This window comes from Terriglobia bacterium (assembly GCA_020073185.1).
Lineage (GTDB): Bacteria > Acidobacteriota > Terriglobia > Terriglobales > Acidobacteriaceae > JAIQGF01.
The window spans coordinates 12,002-31,564 of sequence record JAIQFT010000018.1; the positions used below are offsets into that span (position 1 = coordinate 12,002).

The window sequence follows — 19,563 nt, forward strand, 5'->3', positions numbered from 1 at the left end:
AGTAACAAATTCGAGCTCAAGATGGGCGTAGCCACGCGCGAGGCCTACGGACAGGCGCTGGTGGAGTTGGGCCGGGCCAATCCCAACGTGGTTGCCCTCGATGCCGACCTCGCCAAGTCCACCTACAGCGCGAAATTCGGCAAGGAATTTCCCGACCGCTTCTTCACCGTCGGCATCGCCGAGGCCAACATGGTCGGCATGGCGGGCGGACTGGCGCTCAACGGAAAAATTCCCTTTGCGTCGTCCTTCGCTGTCTTCCTCATGGACAAGGGCTACGACCAGTTGCGCATGTCGGTGGCGTACCCGCACGTTAACGCCAAGTTCGTCGGCTCGCACGGCGGCATTTCCATTGGCGAGGACGGCCCCAGCCAGATGGCCGTCGAAGACCTCGCGCTGGCCTGCGGCTTGGCCGGGTTCGTGGTGCTCATACCTTCCGACGAGTTTTGTGCTCGCGCCCTGGTGCACCGCATGGCCGAGTGGAATGGCCCCTGCTACATGCGCACCGGACGCCCCAAGGCGCCTATCCTTTACACCGCAGAAGATAAGTTTGAAATCGGCAGAGCCAAGCAACACGGAGTTGGACGCGACGTCGCCATCGTCGCCTGCGGCTTGGAAGTCGGTTACGCGTTGCAAGCCCAGGCGCAACTGGAAGACGAGGGCATTTCCGCGCGCGTGCTCGACATGCACACCGTCAAGCCGCTTGACGATGAGGCTGTGGCCGGCGCGGCGCGCGAGTGCGGCGCCATCGTTACCGCCGAGGAGCATCTGCTCGACGGCGGCCTGGGCGCGCAGGTGGCGAAATCCGTCGCCGCTTCGCATCCCGTGCCCATGGAGTTCGTCGGCATCCAGAATACCTATGCCGAATCCGGCACACCCGACCAGTTGATGGAAAAGTACGGACTGACTGCGCCGCACATCGTTTCCGCAGTGAAACGCGTCCTGAAAAGGAAAGAACCGAAGGCCATGGCACACATGTGACCTCGCTCGTCCGGCGGGGAAGTGCTAGGTTGGGATTGTGCTAAGGCGCGTGATACGAAAATGCACGCGAATTCACGGTGAAGAGCAGATCGCAAGCCTGATCGCCGCCGCCGGTGTCATCTGGGGGGTCAAGGTCGTCACCAGCGGCCCGCTGCCCGCGACGGCCATTGTCCTCCCTCTCGGGCCGCTGGGAACCTGCGGCGTCGGCATTCTCATTTGGCTTCACGCCAAGTGGAGACGCTCGCTGAAAAACGAGTGACCGGCCCCCAGGCGAGTCCCAATTCCCGCCAGGCTCAAGACAAAACAAAAAGCCGCGAACACCGCGGCTTTGGTTTCCTCTGCGGCCTGAAGCCTGTCGCCTATTTGATCGCCACCAGCTTGTTCACCAGCTCCGAGTAGTCCTTCTTCTCGATGCCGTGCACCTGCTTGTTGTACTCGTCCACCTTGGCCGAGTAGTTCATGGAGCAGAATTTCGGGCCGCACATCGAGCAGAACGCCGCCTCCTTGTAGTACTTGTCGGGAAGCGTTTCGTCGTGCATGGATCGGGCCGTTTCGGGATCCAGGGAAAGCTCGAACTGCTTTTCCCAATCGAAGGTGTAGCGCGCATAGCTGAGCGCGTCGTCGCGATCGCGTGCGCCCGGACGGTGCCGCGCGATGTCGGCGGCATGGGCCGCGATCTTGTAGGCGATAATGCCGTCCTTGACGTCCTTGTCGTTGGGCAGCCCCAGGTGTTCCTTGGGGGTGACGTAGCACAGCATGGCCGCACCGTACCAGCCGATCATGGCCGCGCCGATGGCGGAGGTGATGTGGTCGTAGCCCGGCGCGATGTCGGTGACCAGCGGCCCCAGCGTATAGAACGGCGCGCCGTAGCACATCTCCACTTCCTTATCCACCTGCTCCTTGATCTTGTCGATCGGGATGTGACCGGGGCCTTCGATCATGACCTGCACATCGTGCTTCCAGGCGATGGCAGTCAGCTCGCCCAGCGTTTTCAGTTCGGCGAACTGCGCCTCGTCGCTGGCATCGGCCACGCTGCCAGGGCGCAGCCCGTCGCCGAGCGAAAAGCTGACGTCGTACTTCTTGAAGATCTTGCAGATGTCCTCAAAACGCTCATAGAGGAAATTCTGCCGGTGATGATGCGCCATCCACTGCGCCAGGATGGCCCCGCCGCGGCTGACGATGCCGGTGATGCGCTTCGACACCAGAGGCAGGTACTGAATCAGCACCCCGGCGTGGATGGTCATGTAGTCCACGCCCTGCGCCGCCTGCTCCTCGATGACTTCCAGCATCAGGTCGGCGTTCAAGTCTTCCAGCCGCTTGACGCGCGCGATGGCCTCGTAAATCGGCACGGTGCCGATGGGCACCGGCGAGTGCCGCAGGATGGCCTCGCGGATCTCGTGGATGCCGCCGCCGGTGGACAGGTCCATCACCGTGTCCGCGCCGTAGTGCACGGAGGTGTGCAGTTTGCGCAGTTCCTCGTCAATATTGGAGGTCACGGCGGAGTTGCCGATATTGGAGTTGATCTTGCATCTCGACGCCACGCCGATCGCCATCGGCTCCAGCTCGGGATGGTTGATGTTGGCGGGAATGATCATGCGCCCGGCGGCCACCTCGTCGCGAACCAAGTTCGGAGCCAGCCGCTCGCGCTCGGCCACGAACCCCATTTCCTCACTGATCCTGCCCTGGCGCGCGTAGTGCATCTGCGAGAGATTGTCGTCCCCGGCGCGCGTGGCCTCCTCGCGCCGCCTTGCGATCCACTCCGCCCGTGGCTTGGGAATCCAGTTGCTGCCGTGCCCGTTTCCGTTGTCCGTAACTTTACTCATGGGTTGGTCGGCTCCTCCCAAAACGAATATTATACCGCGATATCCCGGGTAATCATTTGTGCACCCGGCGGCAAGGTCACGGCATCCAGTGAAGTTGACCCGGGTTGCCGGGACGGGTACAGTTTGCCTAGTGGGGACGTATGTCTGACTTGAAAAGCCGCCTTACCTACATTCGATTTGGCGTTGCTATCGCCATCGTAATCGTCTCGCTCGGCTACCTCGCCTTTACCGGCGTGCAGGAGAGCAAGAGCTATTACGTGACCATCAAGGAGCTGCGCGACATGAACGACAGCCGCTACGCCAAGCGGCTGCGCGTCGCCGGCAACGTCGTACCCGGCACCATCAAGCGCCAGGGCTCGCGCGTGGAATTCGCGCTCAAGGAGAACGATCTGACCCTGCCCGTGGTGTACTTAGGCACTGAGGCCCCGCCGGACACCTTCAAGGACGATTCGCAGGCCATGGCCGAGGGCCGCTTCGGACGCGATGGCATCTTTCACGCCAACCAACTCCAGGCTAAGTGTGCCTCAAAGTACGCGCCCGCGCCCGACCAGCCCGGCGCACCCGGCTCGCAGCCCACCAATGCCCCGGCCAAGCCGATGCAGAAAGCCCAGGCCGGAACCCTTACCACCGCCGGTCTTGCGCAGTGAGCCTTTCGCAACCAACGATAACTGATCCGGAATCCGCGCCCGCCATCGTCCTCAGCGAGGTCACCAAACTGTACGGGCGCTTTGCCGCCCTGCGCGGCGTCAGCGCCGAGTTCGTGTCTGCCCGCCTCTATCTTGTACTTGGCGACAATGGGGCAGGGAAGTCGACTCTGCTGCGCGCCATCGCCGGCCTGATGCGCCCCTCACGCGGCACGGTCAGCGTGCTCGGCTCCTCGCTACCGCGTTCCGTCGCCGCCCAGATTGGCTACATGGCGCACGCCCCGCTGCTCTACGACGAAATGGACGGCATGGAGAACCTGCGCTACTTCGCGCAACTCTATGGCATCCGCGGCGACGAGCGCTGCGCCGAGGTCATGCGCGCCGTCGGCCTTGATCCCGCTCTCCCGCGCCGCGTCGGCCAGTATTCACAGGGCATGCGGCAGCGGCTGTCGCTGGCCCGCGCCATCCTCAATAACCCCGTCGTGGTCCTGCTCGATGAGCCCTTCTCCAACGTGGACATCGTGTCCGCCCGCGAGATGGTCCGCCTGCTTGGCGAAATGCGCGACGCCGGGAAAGCGGTTTTTGTGGTAACCCACCAGCCCGCCCTGCTCGACGGCGTGGCCGACGAATCCATCTTCATGGACGCCGGCGTGATCACCGAGCGCCGCACCCAGGTTCGCGACGAGCTGCCTTCGCCGAGGGTTTCGTGAACACCGTGCTCATTGCTCTCCGGGCCGTCGTGGTAGTGTGCCTGTTCGTATGGCTGTGGGCCTGGGTCGCGCTGGGCCTTCGCTCCTACGACCCGCGGTTCAGGCTCACGCTACCTGACTGGACCGGACTGCTGGCGGTTCCCGTCATGCTCGCCGGCGCGGCGATTGGGCTGACGTGCGTCGCCACGTTCGTCTTCCGCGGCCGCGGCACTCCGGCGCCCTTTGATCCGCCACGCCAGTTTGTTGCTGTTGGACTGTACCGCTACGTGCGCAATCCCATGTACATCGGCGGCTCAGTGCTGCTGGCGGGCTTTGCGCTCTTCCTTCGCTCCGGTGCAGCCCTGCTGTTTTGTCTGCCATGGCTATTGCTGGGTCACATTTTCGTCTTGCTCTACGAAGAACCGACGCTGCGGAGAAAATTCGGCGCCACCTATGAAGAGTACTGCCGGACGGTCCCGCGCTGGATTCCGCGAAAACCCCGGCGCGGCGCCGATGCGGGAGGACGCCCATGAGCGCGTTCCTTCCCGTCCTCCGCGTCACCCTGGCCAAGGACATGCGCCTGGAATGGCGCTCCAAGGACGCCATCAACTCGATGCTGTTTTTTGCCCTGCTGGTAGTGGTGATCTTCAGCTTTTCTTTCGACCTCACGGCCGAAGAATCCCGCCGCATTGCCGGCGGACTGGTGTGGGTAGCACTGCTGTTCGCTGCCGTGGTCGCGCTCAATCAGACCTGGGCGCGCGAGTTGCGCAATCAAGTGCTGGACGCCTACCGCGTATCCCCCGCGCCCGCCGAATCGCTGTTCCTGGCCAAGGCGATCGGCAACTTTCTCTTCGTCATCATCCTGGTGGCGCTGATGACGCCGCTGTTCGTCGTCTTCTACGACCTGCGCAGCGTCGGACCTGCCTATCAACTGGTTTTCGCCGCGGTGCTGGGGACTTGGGCGCTGGTGGTGAATGGCACGTTTTTCGCGGCGATGTCCATCCGTACCCGCAGTCGAGAAGTCATGCTGCCGCTGCTGTTGTTCCCCATCTCGATCCCCGCGCTGCTGGCCATGGTCGCGGCCACGACCGCCATTCTCACCGGCGACAACTCGCCCTACCTCCCGCTCGTCTTCCTCGCCGTGTACGATATAGTGTTCACCATCGTGGGATTTTTCCTGTTCGAAACGGTGTTGCACGCGGAATGAAATCGGCCTTCTCCATCTTCGCCCTCATCACCCTCGCGCTGCTCTCCTATGGGCTCTACCAGGGACTGATCGTCGCTCCCAAGGAAATGACCATGGGCGACGTGCAGCGCATTTTTTACTACCACGTGCCCTCGGCCTGGACGGCGTTCCTCTGCTTCTTCGCTAACTTTGTTGCCTCCCTCTGGTATCTAGCCTCGCGCAACTTGAAGGCCGATGCCGTTGCCCTCTCCACCGCGGAAGTGGGCGTGGTGTTTTGTACGGTCGTGCTGGTCACCGGGCCCATCTGGGCGAAGCCGATATGGGGCATCTGGTGGACTTGGGACGCGCGCCTCACCTCCACCCTGGTTCTCTGGCTCATCTACGTCAGCTACCTGCTGCTGCGCCGCTATTCGACCGCCGGGCAGAACCCTGTGCTCGCCTCGGTGCTCGCTATTTTCGGCGCGGTTGACGTGGTCTTCGTCTACATGGCCATCCGCTGGTTCCGCACCCAGCATCCGCAGCCGGTGATCGGCGGCGGCCAGGGTTCCGGCATTGATCCGCGCATGATGCAGGCCCTGCTCATCAACTGGTTCGGATTCCTGGCGCTCGCATTCCTGGTGCTCTGGATCCGCTACCGGCTCGAGCGGCTGCGCCAGCAGGTGGAAGAGGCGCACGCCATGAGAGCGATCGCCGGCGTGAAAGGAGTAGCGCGATGAAATGGGTTTACGCCGCTTACGGCGCCGCCTGGGCGATCCACATCGTTTATCTGATCATTCTCACCCGCGGCTACCAGCGCCTGCGCAACGATATCGATGACCTCAACCGCAGCTAAGCCGATTCGTCGCGAGCTGCGAATTCCGCGCGACACCGCTCCCGACTTGGGGTTAAAGTAGGGAGTATAGGGGTATTTTTGTGGGCGAAATCGGACTTCCCGAACTGCTGGTCATCTTCGGCATTGCCCTGCTGATCTTCGGCCCGCGCAAGATTGGCGAGCTGGGCAAAGGTCTGGGCGAAGGCATCCGCGGGTTCAAATCCGCGCTTTCTGGCGAAGAGAAGAAAGAGCCACCCAAGGATGAGTCCAAGCAAGAGCCTGTCGAAACCAAGCAGGCCTGACTACGGCGGACTACCAACTACCGACTGCGAACTAGCCGAAACCCATAATCCGCATACTGAAACTCCGGCGGAATGCTCGATCTGGTATGGCACTTGGAATTCTTGACGTGGTGCCTCCACGAGCCACCCCTCGACGCCCGCCTCGAACCGTTCTCCGGCCCGCGCGGATTGCGCTCCGGCGAATGCAAGTAGTAGGAAGCGTCGAACCAGTCGCCGCACCACTCGTGCACGTTCTCGCACATCTCGTACAAGCCGTATGCATTCGGCTCGCTGTGCCCCACCGGCTCCGGGCCCGTCTTCCACTTTGACGCATATCCCGCACGCGACTGCGGCGGCTCGTCACCCCACGGATACGGCTTGTCGTCTGCTCCCCCGCGCGCCGCCCGCTCCCACTCCGTCTCCGTCGGCAGGCGATACTGCCGCCCCGTTGCCGCGCTCAGCCACTCGCAGTACGCCACCGCCTCGGACCACGACACCGCCACTACGGGCTGCTCGGGATCGCTGAAATCCGGATTGTCGAAATACGGAGGCGGCACCGCGCCAGTCGTGCTCAGGTAGCGCGCGTAGTCACGATGGGTGACCTGCAATGCGGCCATCTCGATTCCATCCACCCACACTCGATGCCGCGGACGCTCGCAGTCCAGGCCCTCGTCGCTGCCCATCCAGAACCAGCCTTCGGGCACGCGCACCATCACCGGTTCGGCAACTGTGGTTTCGCGCACACCTGTGGTTTTGGAAACACCCATATCGTCGAGGCTAGCACACGCCGTCCTTACCCAGCGCCTTATTAACCAGAATGACACTACGCCGGGAAGAAATCGGCGGAAAAAAACTTTGCCCCTTCCTGCCCAGATTCCCTCGAAGCTGGTACTCTTGTACCGCCTTAAGAGGGCAAGCAACCGCTACTTCGGTCTAGAGATCGCGAGCCACACTCGGCAGTGTCTTGGTTGTCTCCGAGCAAGCCCCAATCAACGGACCTCTACCGCGAGGAAAACATGAAGAACATATATGTGGGCAACCTGGACTTCAGGACTACCGAGGAGGAGCTGCGCCAGCTCTTCGAGGGCTTCGGCACGGTCGAGCGCGTCAATATGATCCGCGATCGAGATACCGGCCAGCCGCGCGGCTTCGCCTTCGTCGAGATGACCAACGACGCCGAGGCGGAAAAGGCGATTGCCGGCACCAACGGCGCCAACCTGGGCGGACGCAACTTAAACGTTAGCGAAGCCCGCCCCAAGCCCGAACGCAGCGGCGGCGGTGGTGGTGGCGGCGGCCGTGGTGGACGCGGCGGCCGCGGTGGCGGTGGTGGTGGCGGCTACGGTCGCGGCTACTAGATACTTACTGAAGCTGCAATGCAAGTACGTTGGCATTGATCCTGAGGTCGCTGCCTCTATGGCGCGGCCTCAGGAGCCATGCTGTTTCTGAACCCTCCGCGCAGTGCCCAGCCCCGCCGTGATGTGCCGCACCTAGGCGCGTGACGTCCTCGTTTTCATCACTGAAATCCGCTATAATCCGCACCGCTTTTCGTCCTGTCGTTTATCTCTCGAGGAGGCGACGTGAAGAGTTCGAAACTGTTTATTGTAATGTTGGGCTTCGCCCTGCTGGTGGTCATGTGCGGCCTCGCCTTTACCGCGGATAAGACCCCGCAGGACACTTACATCCTCAAGGGCAATCCCATGGGCGGCGTGAAATTCATGCATTCAGCTCACGCCAAGGACCGCAAGATCAAGTGCGAGACCTGCCACCACGCGTCCAAGCCGGAAAAACCGGCTACCGCCAAACAGCAGGCTTGCAGCGACTGCCACACCAAGGTGGCTGTGGCTCCGATGAAAACCACCTACAAGCTCGCATTCCACGATGCGATGGCCAAGAAAGGCACCTGCATTGATTGTCACACGGCCGAGAACGCCAAGGGCAAGAAGGCCCCGACCAAATGCACGGAATGCCACCAGAAAGCCAACGTCTGATCCAAGCGATCTGATCTCGTCGGGAACTCTCTCTCGCGCCGGCCTCATCCGCCGGCGCGTTTTTTGGTAGTCCGTAGCCGGCAGCCGGTAGCCTGGGACCGCGGATTACGAACTACGATTTATTGTCCCCGTAACGCAATGGCCTTTTGATATTCCGCGAATGCTTGCTCGGACTTTCCCTGCTTGCGCAAACACTCTGCCAGGTAGGCGTGCGCCTCGAAACTGGTCGGATCCATATGCGCGGCGTGCGAGAGGTGCTGCGCCGCGCCCTCCAGCTTTCCCTGTACCAGCAGCGCCGAACCAAGTTTCACCTCGGCAACGGCGCTCGCCGGCATCAACTCGACCGCGCGCGCCAAGTGCGGCTCCGCTTCCGCGGGGCGCTTCTGCTCGATCAGCAGCACGCCGAGGTTGTACTGCGGCTCCGGAAGTTCGGGGTTGATTCGCGCCGCCGCTGAGTATTCCGCGAGCGCCCGCTTGATGTCGCCGCTTCTCTGATATGCCGCTCCGAGATTGTTGTGCACTGCCGAATACTCCGGGTTCAACTCCGCCGCGCGCTTCAGGTTTGCGATGGCGGTAGTCAGATCGCCGCGCTCGCTGGCCGTCAATCCCAGTCCGGCCCACGCCGCCCACGCCTGCGGATTGCGCATGATCGTCGCTCGCCACAGCGTGTCCTCGCCCTTATAGTTCCGGGCCTGCATGAACGTGAGGGCGCCGAGCACCACTATGACGGCGGCGGCCATCGCCGGGTGCGCCACCTTGGCGAATCGCGCGTTTCCGGAATGGCTCATGCTTTCGCGTCCCACTCTGGCACGCGGCCGGGCGAGATTCGCAACCGCCGAAACCACCAGGGCGATCGGGGCAATCATTGCCGGATACTGGTAATGGTCGGCGACCGGCGCGAATTGCATCCACGCCATGTCGAGCAACCCAAGGACCGGCAGCAGCATGGCAACGTAGCAGGCCAGCGCCACCAGGGGCCCGCGTCCCCAGCGCGCGCGCATTCTCCACAATAGTGCCGCCAGCGCAATCAGCGGGACGAGGCTTGCGACCGTGAGCGCATCAAGCCCGCTGTGCCGCCATCGCGGGTTGAAGAAAATCAGCTCGCGCGGAACCAACAGCTTCGACAAGTAGAACCACGCGGCCCTGATTGCCTGCGCAACTCTTGTGTCCAAGCCGCCGAGCGGAATGCGTTCCGTGCCGATGGCGCGCTGCTGATACCAGATCGTGACCACCGCAAACACCGCCGACAGCGCAAAGAACGGCGCGCTGCGCAACCCGTCGACGCGCGCGACCGCGCCACGCTTCCACCACGCCAGCAGCAGCAGGACCACCGGCAGCATGATTACCGCAGGTTTGGCGCACAGCGCCAACGCAAACGCCGCCACCGCTGGCCAATACCTTCGCGGGCGCGTGTTGGAATCCAGGTAGAGCAGCAACGCGACTGCCGCGAGCAGCAGCGACAACGGGTTCTTCTCCTCCGCCACCCACGCCACCGATTCCGCGCACACCGGATGCACCGCGAAGATGGCCGCGGCGATCCATGCGCCGCGCACCTCCAGCCGGCGCAGCACGCGCCACAGCATCGCCACGGCTCCGCCGTGGAGCAGCACGTTCACTGCGTGGAACGCGGTCGCGCTGTCGCGCCAGATGCTCCATTGCAGCCGGTACAGAGTGTAGGTGAGCGGCAGGTAATCAATCGCGTCCGGCGCGAACCACAGGCGCCAGAGCGGGGAGCGCATCAGGCTGCCCTGCGTCAGGTACATGCGATCGTCCCAGATGAATCCACCGCCCAGCGCGGGAAAGTAGGCGATGATCGAGAGCACGATCAGCGCCGCGGCGCGCAACCAGGCTGCGTTCCACCATGGTTCCGCGCTGGCGGATGCGGCTGTTGGCTGGGGACGTGATCGGCTGCGGGAAGACAACAGGAGTCCTCGATGCTGACGCGATCTTAGCTGATTGCGCGCCGCGTCTGACAACGAGAATTAGGAGGTCAGAATGAAGAATGAATGAGAGTGGCAGCGAGTCTTCGACTTCTGACTTCTGACTTCTTAGTTCTTCATCTCGCTGCCATGCCTGCGTGCGTGAAGCGACGGATTCGCCGGTGAGCACGATGGTTCACGCCCGCACGTAATCTCTCCGGGCGCGCCGACCGCGCTAAACTGAGCACGAATGGACGCAAGCGTGGTGCAGAAGCTCAGCACATCGGCCCGCGTGCGGCTCGCTCTCGCCATGGTGCTGGTGGTGATCGGGCTGGCGCTCGGCGTCGCCCGGGCGGCCAACCGCGCCGGCTGGGTGCCGCATCGCGAGGACACGACCGTGTACTTTGGCCGCGGCGAATGGGCCGCGAGCGAAGAGCGCAACTGCATCGCCTTGCCGGAGAGCGACGGCGCCATTATTTTTCTCGGCTGCGTCGAACGGCGCACGCCGGAAATCTCGCCCGAGGTGTGGCCGGTCACCTACTGGGGCCAGACCCGCCGGGTTGACATGTACGAGCACGTCCACGCCGATCCCGGCATCAACACTTGGAATTGGCGCTGCCGCCGTAATCGCAACTCGCTTACCTGCTGGGCCATCAACTAATGCAACTAGGAGTTCCCCCGGCTCTGCCGGGGAGGCTCCCAAAGTTTGACAGTTCCGGGAGTATGCCGTCGCATTGTTTGCGCGTGCGATTGAGCAGCGTGTGCGTGGCGGTTTTGCAAGCGCACAGCTTTCACTTTCAAGTTCCAGTTTCGGGTTTTCACTAGAAACCAGAAACTAGAAACTGCTTTCCCTCACGTCTGCAGGATATCGGGCCGATTGAGTGCCTGCTGCCACTGGATTTCCGCCGCAGGCGGAGTGACCTTATAGAGCCTCGGTCTGCGCCATGGCGAATTGCTGCGCCGCTGTGCAGGAGGGTTGGTTGTGCGCCGAAGCCACGGCCTGCTTGCGCGTAAAGTCGAAGACGATAGCGGTCCAGCAGGAGGGCGCCTCACAGGTGAGCAAGAGGGCGACTTCGGGGTGCTGCAGGATGGCGAAAACACGGTCGCCAGTGCGGTACGGTTCGCTTTTGCCCCAGACTTTCACGGCGATACCTCCGTCGCGCTGGAAAGTTCTATGCGCAACGGCAAGCTGCGTCAAGATGGTTGTTGCCTTGATTCGGGCGCAAGGAGACAGAGCGCGGCACAGCGAGCCTGGACCCGCGAGGGCGCGCCTGCCACTGGTTACGGGAACTCAGTCAGGCTTGGCCTTAATCGAAGGCGAGGAGGCGGTGGCAGGCTGATCGTCTTCGGCGCGGATTGTGCCGGTGTCGTCGGCGAAGAAAGCGCGGTGAGCGGGGTCAAACTGCTTGGGCACCATGGAGAGGGAGAAATTCTTGCCGGTGGAGGTGAAGTGGACGGTGTAGTCGCCGCGGTCAGGATTGGTCATGCGGCGGGTGAAGGAACTGGAGCCGACCAATGACCGCAGCGAGGTGGCGTAAGAGCCGTGCTTTTTGTAATAGACGTGCTGAGCGTAGAGAACGGTGCGCATATAGCCGAGCGCGGCGGCCTCGGCGATGGAGTGGGCGGGGTCGCCCTTGAATTGCGGCGTGTATGGGGTTTGCGCAGGGGCGAGGAGCGAGAACGCCAGGGAGGCGGCGGCGATGCGGACCGTATTGCGCATGGCGTGATCCTCAGTGCAGTCGGTACAAGCTAGCGCAGAAGTACGGCGAGTGGGAAGAGGCGAGGGTGACCATGGGCCCCGCGAGCCCGGCGTTGAAGTGCCGCGCTGGGCATCCTAAAGTCCCAGCGCATCCATTTTCGGCTTCTCGTACTCGGCGTTTTCGCCGGGCTAGCGCAGTCTCGTGTCGAAGCCGCCCGACTCTTTCGCCAACGCCCATACAAGACTCTCGCCCGGACGGATGCAGACTAGCGCGAGGACGGGTTAGTGGCGGTCCCTGTCATCATCATGATCCGGATGTTCGCGGCGCCACTTCCAGTATTGCGACTGCTCCTTGGCCTTCAGCTTGGAGAATTCCCGGTGGGTTTTGTGCTTAACCTCCAGCCATTTTTGGTAGGCACGGTCTTCGCGGTCGTCCCAGCTATGGCACACCTTACGGTCACGATCGTAGTATGCCTTGTCGGGGCAGTTGTGATCCTTGTCCTTATCTCTATCTTTGGCCTGCATGCCTGCGGGCGTAATCAGGGCTGCACCCAGCAGAAGAGAACCTAGATACCAATACAATCGCTGCATGTATTTCTCCTTAGAAAGCGGGACACCAGTGTTTTGACGCGCTGGTTCCGACCGCAGTTGTACGAGACGTGCAAGTTGGAACGGTTCAGGGATTCCATGCGCGGTCCCTGCGGGGCTCGACGTTTGCGAAGGGCAGGCTGGACACCGCAACGCCGATCCGCGCGCGCTCTCGCTCAAAGGCAGTTCCGGCCTACTCCTTCGACCAAGGCGGCACAACTCCGCTCATGCGCGCGTAGGCGACCAACTGCCCCATGTGTTCATTGTTGTGAATGATCAGACGCAGGAAGACAGCGTCCGCGGTGGTCTCTCGCTTGAAGAGCGTGACCTTGCGATCGAGGTCGGCGGGCTTGGCGGCTGCATGGGCGGACTTGACGGCGTCCAGCGAGCGCTTCAGCCAGTCGATAACCTCGGCCTTGGCGGTAACGGCTTTCGCCATGTCTGGCTTCAAGTCGGCGGGCATCTTGGTTCCTGGTCCCGTCATGCTGAGCAGGTAGAAATTGGCGGAAACGATGTGCATGTACACTTCGCTGGTGGAGCGCACGCCCGGCGCCGGGCGCCAGGCGAATTTCTCGGCGGGAGTCGCTTCGGCGAGTGCGATCAGTTGCCGGGAAACATGCCCGAACTCCCCGTCATAACCCTGACCAACGCCCTCCGGTACTTGCTGGGCAAACAGTCCTTGTGCGGCCAGGCAGACCAGCAAGAGCAGCAATACGGTTTGTCTTGTCATGGTAGTGCGGCTCCTCGACCGCGCAGTGCCAAGCCTTATACGCGGAGGCGATGAAGCGCGTCAATGAGGACGTTATTCGTTCAACTGCTGCGCCAGGCGGGAGAGCCGGGATTCGTCAAGTGGAACGTCGTACGGTGTGTAGAGCGCGACTCGATCGAGCAGGCCGGCGTAACGCTCGCGGAGCTGGGAGCCGATGGTGTCCCAAGTTCCGGTGACGGCGATGGTGGAGAGCATTTCGTCGGTGATGAGTGCGGCCATGCCTTTCCAGTCTCCTTGCAGGGATTTGTCATGGAGCTCGGGCGTGATTCCCTCCCAGCCGTGGGCGGCGAGCACGGGCTCGTAAGTGCGGGTGGAGGCGTAGAAGGCGATCTGCTGGCGGACGGCTTCGGCGTTGCGAGCGCGCTCCTGCTCGGTCTCACCAAGGATGACAAAGGCGGCGGTGGCGTAGTGGAAGTCCTGGCGCAAGCGGCCGGAGGAGCCCAGGCCTTCGTCCACGGCGGGGTGAACGTATTCGCGCAGGTACTTCGGGGTGTGGAAGGGGTGGACGTGCAGGCCGTCGCAGACCTCGCCTGCTGTGCGGCACATGAAGTGGTTGACGCCGGCGATGAAGACCGGAATTTTCGGGTGCGCGATGGGTCCGGGATTGAAGAAGGGCGTCATCAGGTCGAACTGATAAAACCGGCCGTGGAACCTGAGCGGCGCGCCATTCTGCCAGCAGTCCCAGATGGCGCGCAGAGCGAGGACCACCTCGCGCAGCTTGGGGCCGGGGGCTTCGAATTTTACCGAGAAGCGGCGCTGGTTGTGCGCCCTCACCTGCGAGCCGAGACCGAGGATGAAGCGCCCGGCGGAGGCTTTCTGCAGGTCCCAGGCGGTGTAGGCGAGGACCATCGGGCTGCGCGGGAAGGCGACGGCAATGGACGTGCCGAGCTTGATTTTCGACGTGGCGGCGGCGGCGGCGGCGAGCGGGAGGAAGGGGTCGTGCTGGGTTTCGGAGGTCCAGAGGCAATCACAGCCGGCGGATTCGACCTGACGCGCGTAGGCGGCAACGGTGCCAAGGTCGTAGTCGCGCAAGCCGATGTCGAGTTTCATGATCAGGCTCCAGGCTTCAGGCTTCGGCCTTCAGGCGTCGGACGAAAGTGTTTCACCTTGAATCCTAAGGTGCTTTTGCGGGATTAATCTCGGTTACGGGGAGGTCCCAGTGGGCGAGGAGAATTTGGAAGCGGCGCTGCTCCTCGCGCTGGAACGTTTCCTGGTCGGGGTAGAGCTGCTTGATGAGCGCTTCTTCGCCGGGATTGGCGGTGGTGGCCAGGGTGGAGTTCTTGTATTTGAGGGTGACGCGGTAGTCCCAGCGGGCATCCTCGGTCATGTGGTTGGCCGGAGTTTCGATTTTGATGGAAAGGATGCGGCCTGTCTCGACGCTTTTCTTCAGCAACGGGTAGTGGTTCTTGAGGAAGAGTTGCAGGAACTCCTGCTGATGACCCCATTGGACCTTGTAGTAATACTCCAGGGTGTAGGGCTGGTCGGCGGAGACCTGCGGGGGAGCGCCCTGGGCGAACAGGGTGGAGGTGGAGAGCAGGCTGGCGAGCAAGATATTTTTCATCGGTCCTCCAACATCAGTCGATCGGTCTGTCGGTCGATCGGGTCATCGCGACGTGAACCGCGACAGACCAAGGATGTCACTACGGGACATGGCCGGAGGTACATTGTCCGAAATCCGAATTGAGGTATGCTACGCGCCAAGGACAAGAATATGAAACCGCCGCCCCCGAAGAAACCCAAAATCCGCATAGCCGTGATTGAGCCGGACCCACTGCGCCTGGTCGGGTTCCGCTCTTTGTTTGATACCGAACCCGAATTTGAGCTGGTGTCGGTTCCCCTCGACAAAGTGGCCGCCGAACCGGACCTCGACCTGGTGATGCTGGGCAGCCACGGATCGCAGAACTTGTTCGACGTGATGGCCGGGCTGAAGGCGGCGCGTCCGGATTTTCGGCTGCTGGTGTGCGGCTCGGGCGCGGACGATGAGACCATTCTGAAGGCGCTGGCGGCGGGCGCGAAGGGCTACGTGGACGAGGCGGCGTCGCCGGAGGAGTTCGTGATGGCAATCCGCATCGTGAACCAGGGATCGGTGTGGGCGCCGCGGCGGGTGCTGTCCCTGTTTATCGAACGCGTGACGACGTCTCCGGGGAGGATTTTTCCGGCGGGGCGCGTGACCTTTACCGACCGCGAAAAAGAGGTCTTGGAGATGCTGGTGGTGGGCCGTTCGAACAAGGAGATCGGCGCGGCCCTTGGGATTGAGGAGCGCACGGTCAAGGCGCACGTCGCCAAGCTGATGCGGAAGGTCGGCGTGCAGAACCGGATCGCGCTGTCGGTGCACGCGATCACGCATTCGCTGGTTACGAAATAGAAAACAATTCGACCACGGATTTCCGCGGATGAGCACGGATCGGAACAAATGTTTTCATGATCAATCCGTGAACATTCGTGGCGATTTGTGGTCATTCGTTTGGGGGCCTGGAGACGGCGTTACTTTTGGTCAAGGACTGGCGAGATTTGCGCGGTCCGGGGAATCGAAGCATACTGCGCTCACCTACCACAGAACCCTGGGAGAGCATTACCCCGGTAGCGGACGCACAAACCGCGTGCCGGGCCGAAAGGAAGCCGGGATCGAACTGGGCCTCGATCCCGGTTTTTATTTCCACACCTCCATCGATTTCCAAGAACCATGGACCTTTTTTTCGGCGCACCCACGACGTCAACACCGCAGGCCGCATCTCAGTATTAGTATGAAAAGGCGCGCCACGGAGAACCTGCCATGAAGAAATTTCTCGTTGTTGTGCTACTGACAGTGTTTGCAAGTCTGAGCTGGGCGCAGGGCGACCGCGACAAGGTGATCGACCGGGTGGATGAAGCGGGCACGGTAATGAACGAAATCATGGGGGCGCCCGACAAGGGGATCCCAGAGGAAATCCTGGGCTCGGCGGAGTGCATTGCGGTGGTCCCGTCGATGCTGAAAGGCGGATTCGTGGTGGGTGCCGCCTATGGCAAGGGGTTGGCTAGCTGCAAAACGGCAAACGGCTGGAGCGCACCGGCCTTTTTCCGGGTGGAAGGCGGCAGCTTCGGCTTCCAGATCGGCGGCCAGGCGGTGGACCTGGTGATGGTGATCATGAACGAGCGCGGCATGCGCGCGCTGCTGTCCAGCAAGTTCAAGCTGGGCGCGGACGCGTCGGTGGCGGCGGGGCCGGTGGGACGCCACGCCGAAGGCGCCACCGACTGGAAGATGCGGGCGCAGGTGCTGACCTATTCGCGGGCGCGCGGCGTGTTTGCCGGGATATCGCTGAACGGTGCGGTGATCAAGCAGGACCGCGACGACACGCGCGCGTTCTACGGTCGCATGGTGCCGTATCGCTCGCTGCTGAACGGGGCGCACCCGGCGCCGGCGGATGCGAATCCGTTTTTGGAGACGCTGCGGACTTACGCGCCGGTGAAAACGGCGGATATTCCCAAAGAAACGACCCCTGCGGCGGACAAGCAGGCGGAAAAACAGTAGTTAGCAGTAGCTCCTACGTCAGTGCTTGTGCTCCGGGCCTTCTTGCGACTGCTTGTGCTCGTGCGACCCGGCAGCCGCACCGTGTTCGGCGTGCTGGTGCTCCTCTTCTGATTCCTTATAAATCGGCGGCGCGCCCAGCGATCCTTTGGGGGGCAGGTGGCGGAGGAAGCGGATGATGGCCCACTGCTCGTTGTCGTCGAGGATGCCGTTCCAGCCGGGCATGCCGGTAAAGCGGATGCCGTTCTGAATAATCCATTTCAATTGGCCGTCGGAGTAAGCCTGCACGCTCTTATCGCCCAGGTCGGCGACGGGCGGCGACAGCAGGTCGGCAAAGGGGACGCCGGTGTTGTGGCCGTCCAGGCCGTGGCAAATCTGGCAGTGATGCTGGAAGTGCTCAGCGCCGGTCTTCTGGGTGTCGGGCGTATCGGATAGCGGGTTCTTCCAGTCATTGCCACCGATGCTTTCCTTCTTGATCTCCCTGACTAGGGCGGCCTCGGCGCTGCCGGGGGCCTTGGCGCGGCAGGCGGCGAGAAGGCCCCCGGCGACGAGTGCAAGCATGATCAGCGCGCGGTTGAATTTCATCCCATCCTCTGAGCGGAGATGATAACCGGTCAGGGGAAAGGTTGACGAGCGGCGTGGGCGGATAGTGGGTGGCTGGTGGTCGGTTTGACAGCTGAAATTGCGGGTGCTAGCGTCCGGTCAGCTTCGAATGCGGCATCGACTTGAGTATGCGCTGGTCTGGCCCGTGGTGAAGATGCTGGGGCTATTGCCGCGTCCGCTGGCGCGCGCGGCGGCGATCCTGCTGGCCGGGGCGGTATATCACCTGCACCGGCGATTGCGGCGCGTGGGTGTGCGCAACCTGGAATTGGCGTATCCGCAGATGTCGCGGCGGGCGCGGCGGCGGATCGTGCGCGGGGTGTTTGTGTCGCTGGGACGGCAACTGGCGGAGTTTTGCCAGTTCCCACGCTATACCCGGGAAACCGTCTCGCAGGTGGCGGTGTACGAGGGCTTCGAAAATTTCGACGCGGCGTTGCGTCGCGGCAAGGGCGTGCTGTTCCTGACGGCCCACCTGGGAGGATGGGAGGTTGGGTCGTTCGTTCATTCGATTCACGGGCACAGGCTGCAGATCGTGGTGCGCGCGCTGGATAATCCCTACCTCGACCGGATGGTGGAGCGGTATCGCACGCTGCACGGCAACTCGACGTTCGAGAAACAGGATTTTGCGCGCGGGCTGATCTCGGCGATGCGCGCGGGCGAGACGGTCGGGCTGCTGATGGACCAGAACATGACGCCGCCGGCGGGAGTGTTCGTGGATTTCTTCGGCATCAAGGCGTGCACGGCGAGCGGAACTGCACGGGTAGCGCTGCGGACGGACGCGTCGGTGGTCCCGGCGTTTACCATTTGGGACGCCACCCTGCGAAAGTACCGGATTACGTTTGGGCCGCCGCTGACGCTGCCGCGCACCGGCGATGATGAGCGCGACGTGGTGCAGGCGACGCAGTTATTCACCAGCGTGATCGAGGAGTACGTGCGGAAAAACCCTGATCAGTGGCTGTGGGTGCACCGCCGATGGAAGACGAGGCCGGAAGGGGAAGCGTCACGGTACTAGTTGCGAGTTCCGAGTTGCGAGCAAACTAAAGATGAGGCTCAGCGAAATCGCAAAGCACGTTGGCGGGCGGGTGGTGGGTGGCGACGTCGAGGCCGGCGGCGTCGCGAGCATCGAGTCGGCGACGGCGAGGGAGGTCGTTTTTGTCGAAAGTGAGAAGCATTTGGCGGCAGCGCTGGCATCGAAAGCAGCGGCGGTGATTGCGGGGGAGTTTGCTGACGTAGCGACCACTGAGACGCCGAGATCACCGAGAATCCCCGAGAAACGACATTCCAAGCCGCTCATCATTGCGAAGCAGCCGCGGCTGGCGTTTGCGCGGGCGGCGGAGTTGTTGTGTCCGGGAAGAGAGGCGGGAACGGGGGTTCATGCGACCGCAGTCGTGCATGAGAGTGCGCGGCTGGGCAAGGGAGTGTCGGTCGGGGTGCTGGCGGTGCTGTCGGAGAATGTCATCATTGGTGACAAGAGCGCGATTGGGTCGGGAACCTTGGTCGGCGCAGGCGTGCGCATCGGTGCCGATTGCGACATCAAATCGAATGTTAGCATTTATCCGGGCACGACCATCGGCGACCGCGTAATTGTTCACGCTGGGGCGGTGCTGGGAAGCGACGGATTTGGTTTCGTACGCGATGAGCACACGGGGCGATACGCGAAGTTTCCGCAGGTGGGCAGGCTGGAGATCGGGGACGAGGTCGAAATCGGCGCCAACAGCACGGTAGACCGGGGCGCGCTGGACGCGACGGTAATCGGGCGCGGAACGAAGCTGGACAACCTGGTGCATGTCGGACATAACGTGCGCATCGGCGAGAACGTGGTGATCGCCGCGCAGACGGGGATTTCAGGCAGCTCGGTGATCGAAGACGGCGCGGTGATCGCGGGGCAGGTGGGCATCGCCGACCACGTTACCATCCAGAGCGGCGCGATTCTGGGCGCGCAATGCGGAGTGCCCAGCGGGAAGGTGATACGCGGGAAAGGTACCTTGTTCTGGGGAACGCCGGCGCGGCCGATCAAGCAGTATTTGAAGGAACTGGCGGTGTTGGCGAGGCTGGCGAAGAAGTAGTTGGGAGTGAGTAGCGA

The 19,563-nt window shown here is 62.6% G+C and carries 25 protein-coding genes; 15 read left to right on the forward strand and 10 right to left on the reverse strand.

What is annotated here, in order from left to right; genetic code table 11:
• Positions 1–21 precede the first annotated feature (21 nt).
• Positions 22–978, forward strand: coding sequence for a transketolase family protein (locus LAN64_08625; protein ID MBZ5567899.1), 957 nt, complete (start codon positions 22–24; stop codon positions 976–978).
• Positions 979–1,027: 49 nt separating this feature from the next.
• Positions 1,028–1,237, forward strand: coding sequence for a hypothetical protein (locus LAN64_08630; GenBank protein MBZ5567900.1), 210 nt, complete (start codon positions 1,028–1,030; stop codon positions 1,235–1,237).
• Positions 1,238–1,337: 100 nt separating this feature from the next.
• Here LAN64_08630 and thiC read toward each other — a convergent pair whose 3' ends face one another.
• Entirely contained in the window at positions 1,338–2,801 is a 1,464-nt protein-coding gene (thiC, locus tag LAN64_08635; GenBank protein ID MBZ5567901.1) for a phosphomethylpyrimidine synthase ThiC, read from the reverse strand.
• Between the two features lie 140 nt (positions 2,802–2,941).
• On the opposite strand from thiC, the gene LAN64_08640 reads away from it, so the two are divergent.
• The 6 genes from LAN64_08640 (at position 2,942) to LAN64_08665 (ending at position 6,433) form a co-directional block, all read left to right on the forward strand.
• A complete protein-coding gene (locus LAN64_08640; protein ID MBZ5567902.1) occupies positions 2,942–3,448 on the forward strand; it encodes a cytochrome c maturation protein CcmE in 507 nt (168 codons plus the stop codon).
• The gene (locus LAN64_08645) at positions 3,445–4,155 is read left to right on the forward strand and encodes an ABC transporter ATP-binding protein (GenBank protein MBZ5567903.1); all 711 of its coding nucleotides are present in this window, start codon (positions 3,445–3,447) and stop codon (positions 4,153–4,155) included. Before LAN64_08640 ends, LAN64_08645 begins: the two co-directional genes overlap by 4 nt.
• Before the next feature lie 146 nt (positions 4,156–4,301).
• Entirely contained in the window at positions 4,302–4,667 is a 366-nt protein-coding gene (locus tag LAN64_08650; protein ID MBZ5567904.1) for an isoprenylcysteine carboxylmethyltransferase family protein, read from the forward strand.
• Positions 4,664–5,341 (forward strand): heme exporter protein CcmB, encoded by a 678-nt coding sequence (locus LAN64_08655; protein MBZ5567905.1) that lies wholly within the window; start codon positions 4,664–4,666, stop codon positions 5,339–5,341. The genes LAN64_08650 and LAN64_08655 overlap by 4 nt, the downstream gene beginning before the upstream one ends.
• Positions 5,338–6,036 carry a cytochrome c biogenesis protein CcsA gene (gene ccsA / locus LAN64_08660; protein MBZ5567906.1) on the forward strand — a complete coding sequence of 233 codons (699 nt, stop codon included), beginning with the start codon at positions 5,338–5,340 and terminating at the stop codon, positions 6,034–6,036. Before LAN64_08655 ends, ccsA begins: the two co-directional genes overlap by 4 nt.
• A 196-nt stretch (positions 6,037–6,232) precedes the next feature.
• A complete protein-coding gene (locus LAN64_08665) occupies positions 6,233–6,433 on the forward strand; it encodes a twin-arginine translocase TatA/TatE family subunit (protein MBZ5567907.1) in 201 nt (66 codons plus the stop codon).
• 17 nt (positions 6,434–6,450) lie between these two features.
• Here LAN64_08665 and LAN64_08670 read toward each other — a convergent pair whose 3' ends face one another.
• On the reverse strand, positions 6,451–7,179 hold the full coding sequence (locus tag LAN64_08670) for a formylglycine-generating enzyme family protein (GenBank protein ID MBZ5567908.1): 729 nt from the start codon (positions 7,177–7,179) through the stop codon (positions 6,451–6,453).
• Positions 7,180–7,428: 249 nt separating this feature from the next.
• Between LAN64_08670 and LAN64_08675 the strand changes: the two genes are divergently transcribed.
• Both LAN64_08675 and LAN64_08680 read left to right on the forward strand, forming a co-directional pair.
• Positions 7,429–7,767, forward strand: coding sequence for an RNA-binding protein (locus tag LAN64_08675; GenBank protein ID MBZ5567909.1), 339 nt, complete (start codon positions 7,429–7,431; stop codon positions 7,765–7,767).
• 222 nt (positions 7,768–7,989) lie between these two features.
• The gene (locus LAN64_08680) at positions 7,990–8,400 is read left to right on the forward strand and encodes a cytochrome c family protein (GenBank protein MBZ5567910.1); all 411 of its coding nucleotides are present in this window, start codon (positions 7,990–7,992) and stop codon (positions 8,398–8,400) included.
• 119 nt (positions 8,401–8,519) lie between these two features.
• On the opposite strand, the gene LAN64_08685 is transcribed toward LAN64_08680, so the two are convergent.
• The gene (locus tag LAN64_08685; GenBank protein MBZ5567911.1) at positions 8,520–10,244 is read right to left on the reverse strand and encodes a tetratricopeptide repeat protein; all 1,725 of its coding nucleotides are present in this window, start codon (positions 10,242–10,244) and stop codon (positions 8,520–8,522) included.
• Positions 10,245–10,569: 325 nt separating this feature from the next.
• Between LAN64_08685 and LAN64_08690 the strand changes: the two genes are divergently transcribed.
• Positions 10,570–10,980: a hypothetical protein gene (locus LAN64_08690; protein MBZ5567912.1), complete on the forward strand. Its 411-nt coding sequence runs from the start codon at positions 10,570–10,572 to the stop codon at positions 10,978–10,980.
• A 261-nt stretch (positions 10,981–11,241) separates the two neighbouring features.
• Here LAN64_08690 and LAN64_08695 read toward each other — a convergent pair whose 3' ends face one another.
• The 6 genes from LAN64_08695 to LAN64_08720 form a co-directional block, all read right to left on the reverse strand.
• Positions 11,242–11,463, reverse strand: coding sequence for a hypothetical protein (locus tag LAN64_08695; protein MBZ5567913.1), 222 nt, complete (start codon positions 11,461–11,463; stop codon positions 11,242–11,244).
• 147 nt (positions 11,464–11,610) lie between these two features.
• Positions 11,611–12,039 (reverse strand): hypothetical protein, encoded by a 429-nt coding sequence (locus tag LAN64_08700; protein MBZ5567914.1) that lies wholly within the window; start codon positions 12,037–12,039, stop codon positions 11,611–11,613.
• 261 nt (positions 12,040–12,300) lie between these two features.
• Positions 12,301–12,609 (reverse strand): hypothetical protein, encoded by a 309-nt coding sequence (locus tag LAN64_08705; protein MBZ5567915.1) that lies wholly within the window; start codon positions 12,607–12,609, stop codon positions 12,301–12,303.
• 190 nt (positions 12,610–12,799) lie between these two features.
• A complete protein-coding gene (locus LAN64_08710; protein ID MBZ5567916.1) occupies positions 12,800–13,336 on the reverse strand; it encodes a DinB family protein in 537 nt (178 codons plus the stop codon).
• Between the two features lie 72 nt (positions 13,337–13,408).
• A complete protein-coding gene (locus LAN64_08715) occupies positions 13,409–14,425 on the reverse strand; it encodes a TIGR03617 family F420-dependent LLM class oxidoreductase (GenBank protein ID MBZ5567917.1) in 1,017 nt (338 codons plus the stop codon).
• 64 nt (positions 14,426–14,489) lie between these two features.
• On the reverse strand, positions 14,490–14,936 hold the full coding sequence (locus tag LAN64_08720) for a hypothetical protein (protein ID MBZ5567918.1): 447 nt from the start codon (positions 14,934–14,936) through the stop codon (positions 14,490–14,492).
• Positions 14,937–15,062: 126 nt separating this feature from the next.
• On the opposite strand from LAN64_08720, the gene LAN64_08725 reads away from it, so the two are divergent.
• Positions 15,063–15,740: a response regulator transcription factor gene (locus LAN64_08725; protein ID MBZ5567919.1), complete on the forward strand. Its 678-nt coding sequence runs from the start codon at positions 15,063–15,065 to the stop codon at positions 15,738–15,740.
• Between the two features lie 408 nt (positions 15,741–16,148).
• Entirely contained in the window at positions 16,149–16,883 is a 735-nt protein-coding gene (locus tag LAN64_08730; GenBank protein MBZ5567920.1) for a lipid-binding SYLF domain-containing protein, read from the forward strand.
• An 18-nt stretch (positions 16,884–16,901) separates the two neighbouring features.
• On the opposite strand, the gene LAN64_08735 is transcribed toward LAN64_08730, so the two are convergent.
• Complete coding sequence (locus LAN64_08735; GenBank protein MBZ5567921.1) at positions 16,902–17,441, reverse strand: cytochrome c; 540 nt, start codon at positions 17,439–17,441, stop codon at positions 16,902–16,904.
• A 151-nt stretch (positions 17,442–17,592) separates the two neighbouring features.
• Here LAN64_08735 and LAN64_08740 point away from each other — a divergent pair, with 151 nt between their 5' ends.
• The gene (locus tag LAN64_08740) at positions 17,593–18,492 is read left to right on the forward strand and encodes a lysophospholipid acyltransferase family protein (GenBank protein ID MBZ5567922.1); all 900 of its coding nucleotides are present in this window, start codon (positions 17,593–17,595) and stop codon (positions 18,490–18,492) included.
• Between the two features lie 31 nt (positions 18,493–18,523).
• The gene (gene lpxD / locus LAN64_08745; protein MBZ5567923.1) at positions 18,524–19,546 is read left to right on the forward strand and encodes a UDP-3-O-(3-hydroxymyristoyl)glucosamine N-acyltransferase; all 1,023 of its coding nucleotides are present in this window, start codon (positions 18,524–18,526) and stop codon (positions 19,544–19,546) included.
• Positions 19,547–19,563: the final 17 nt, after the last annotated feature.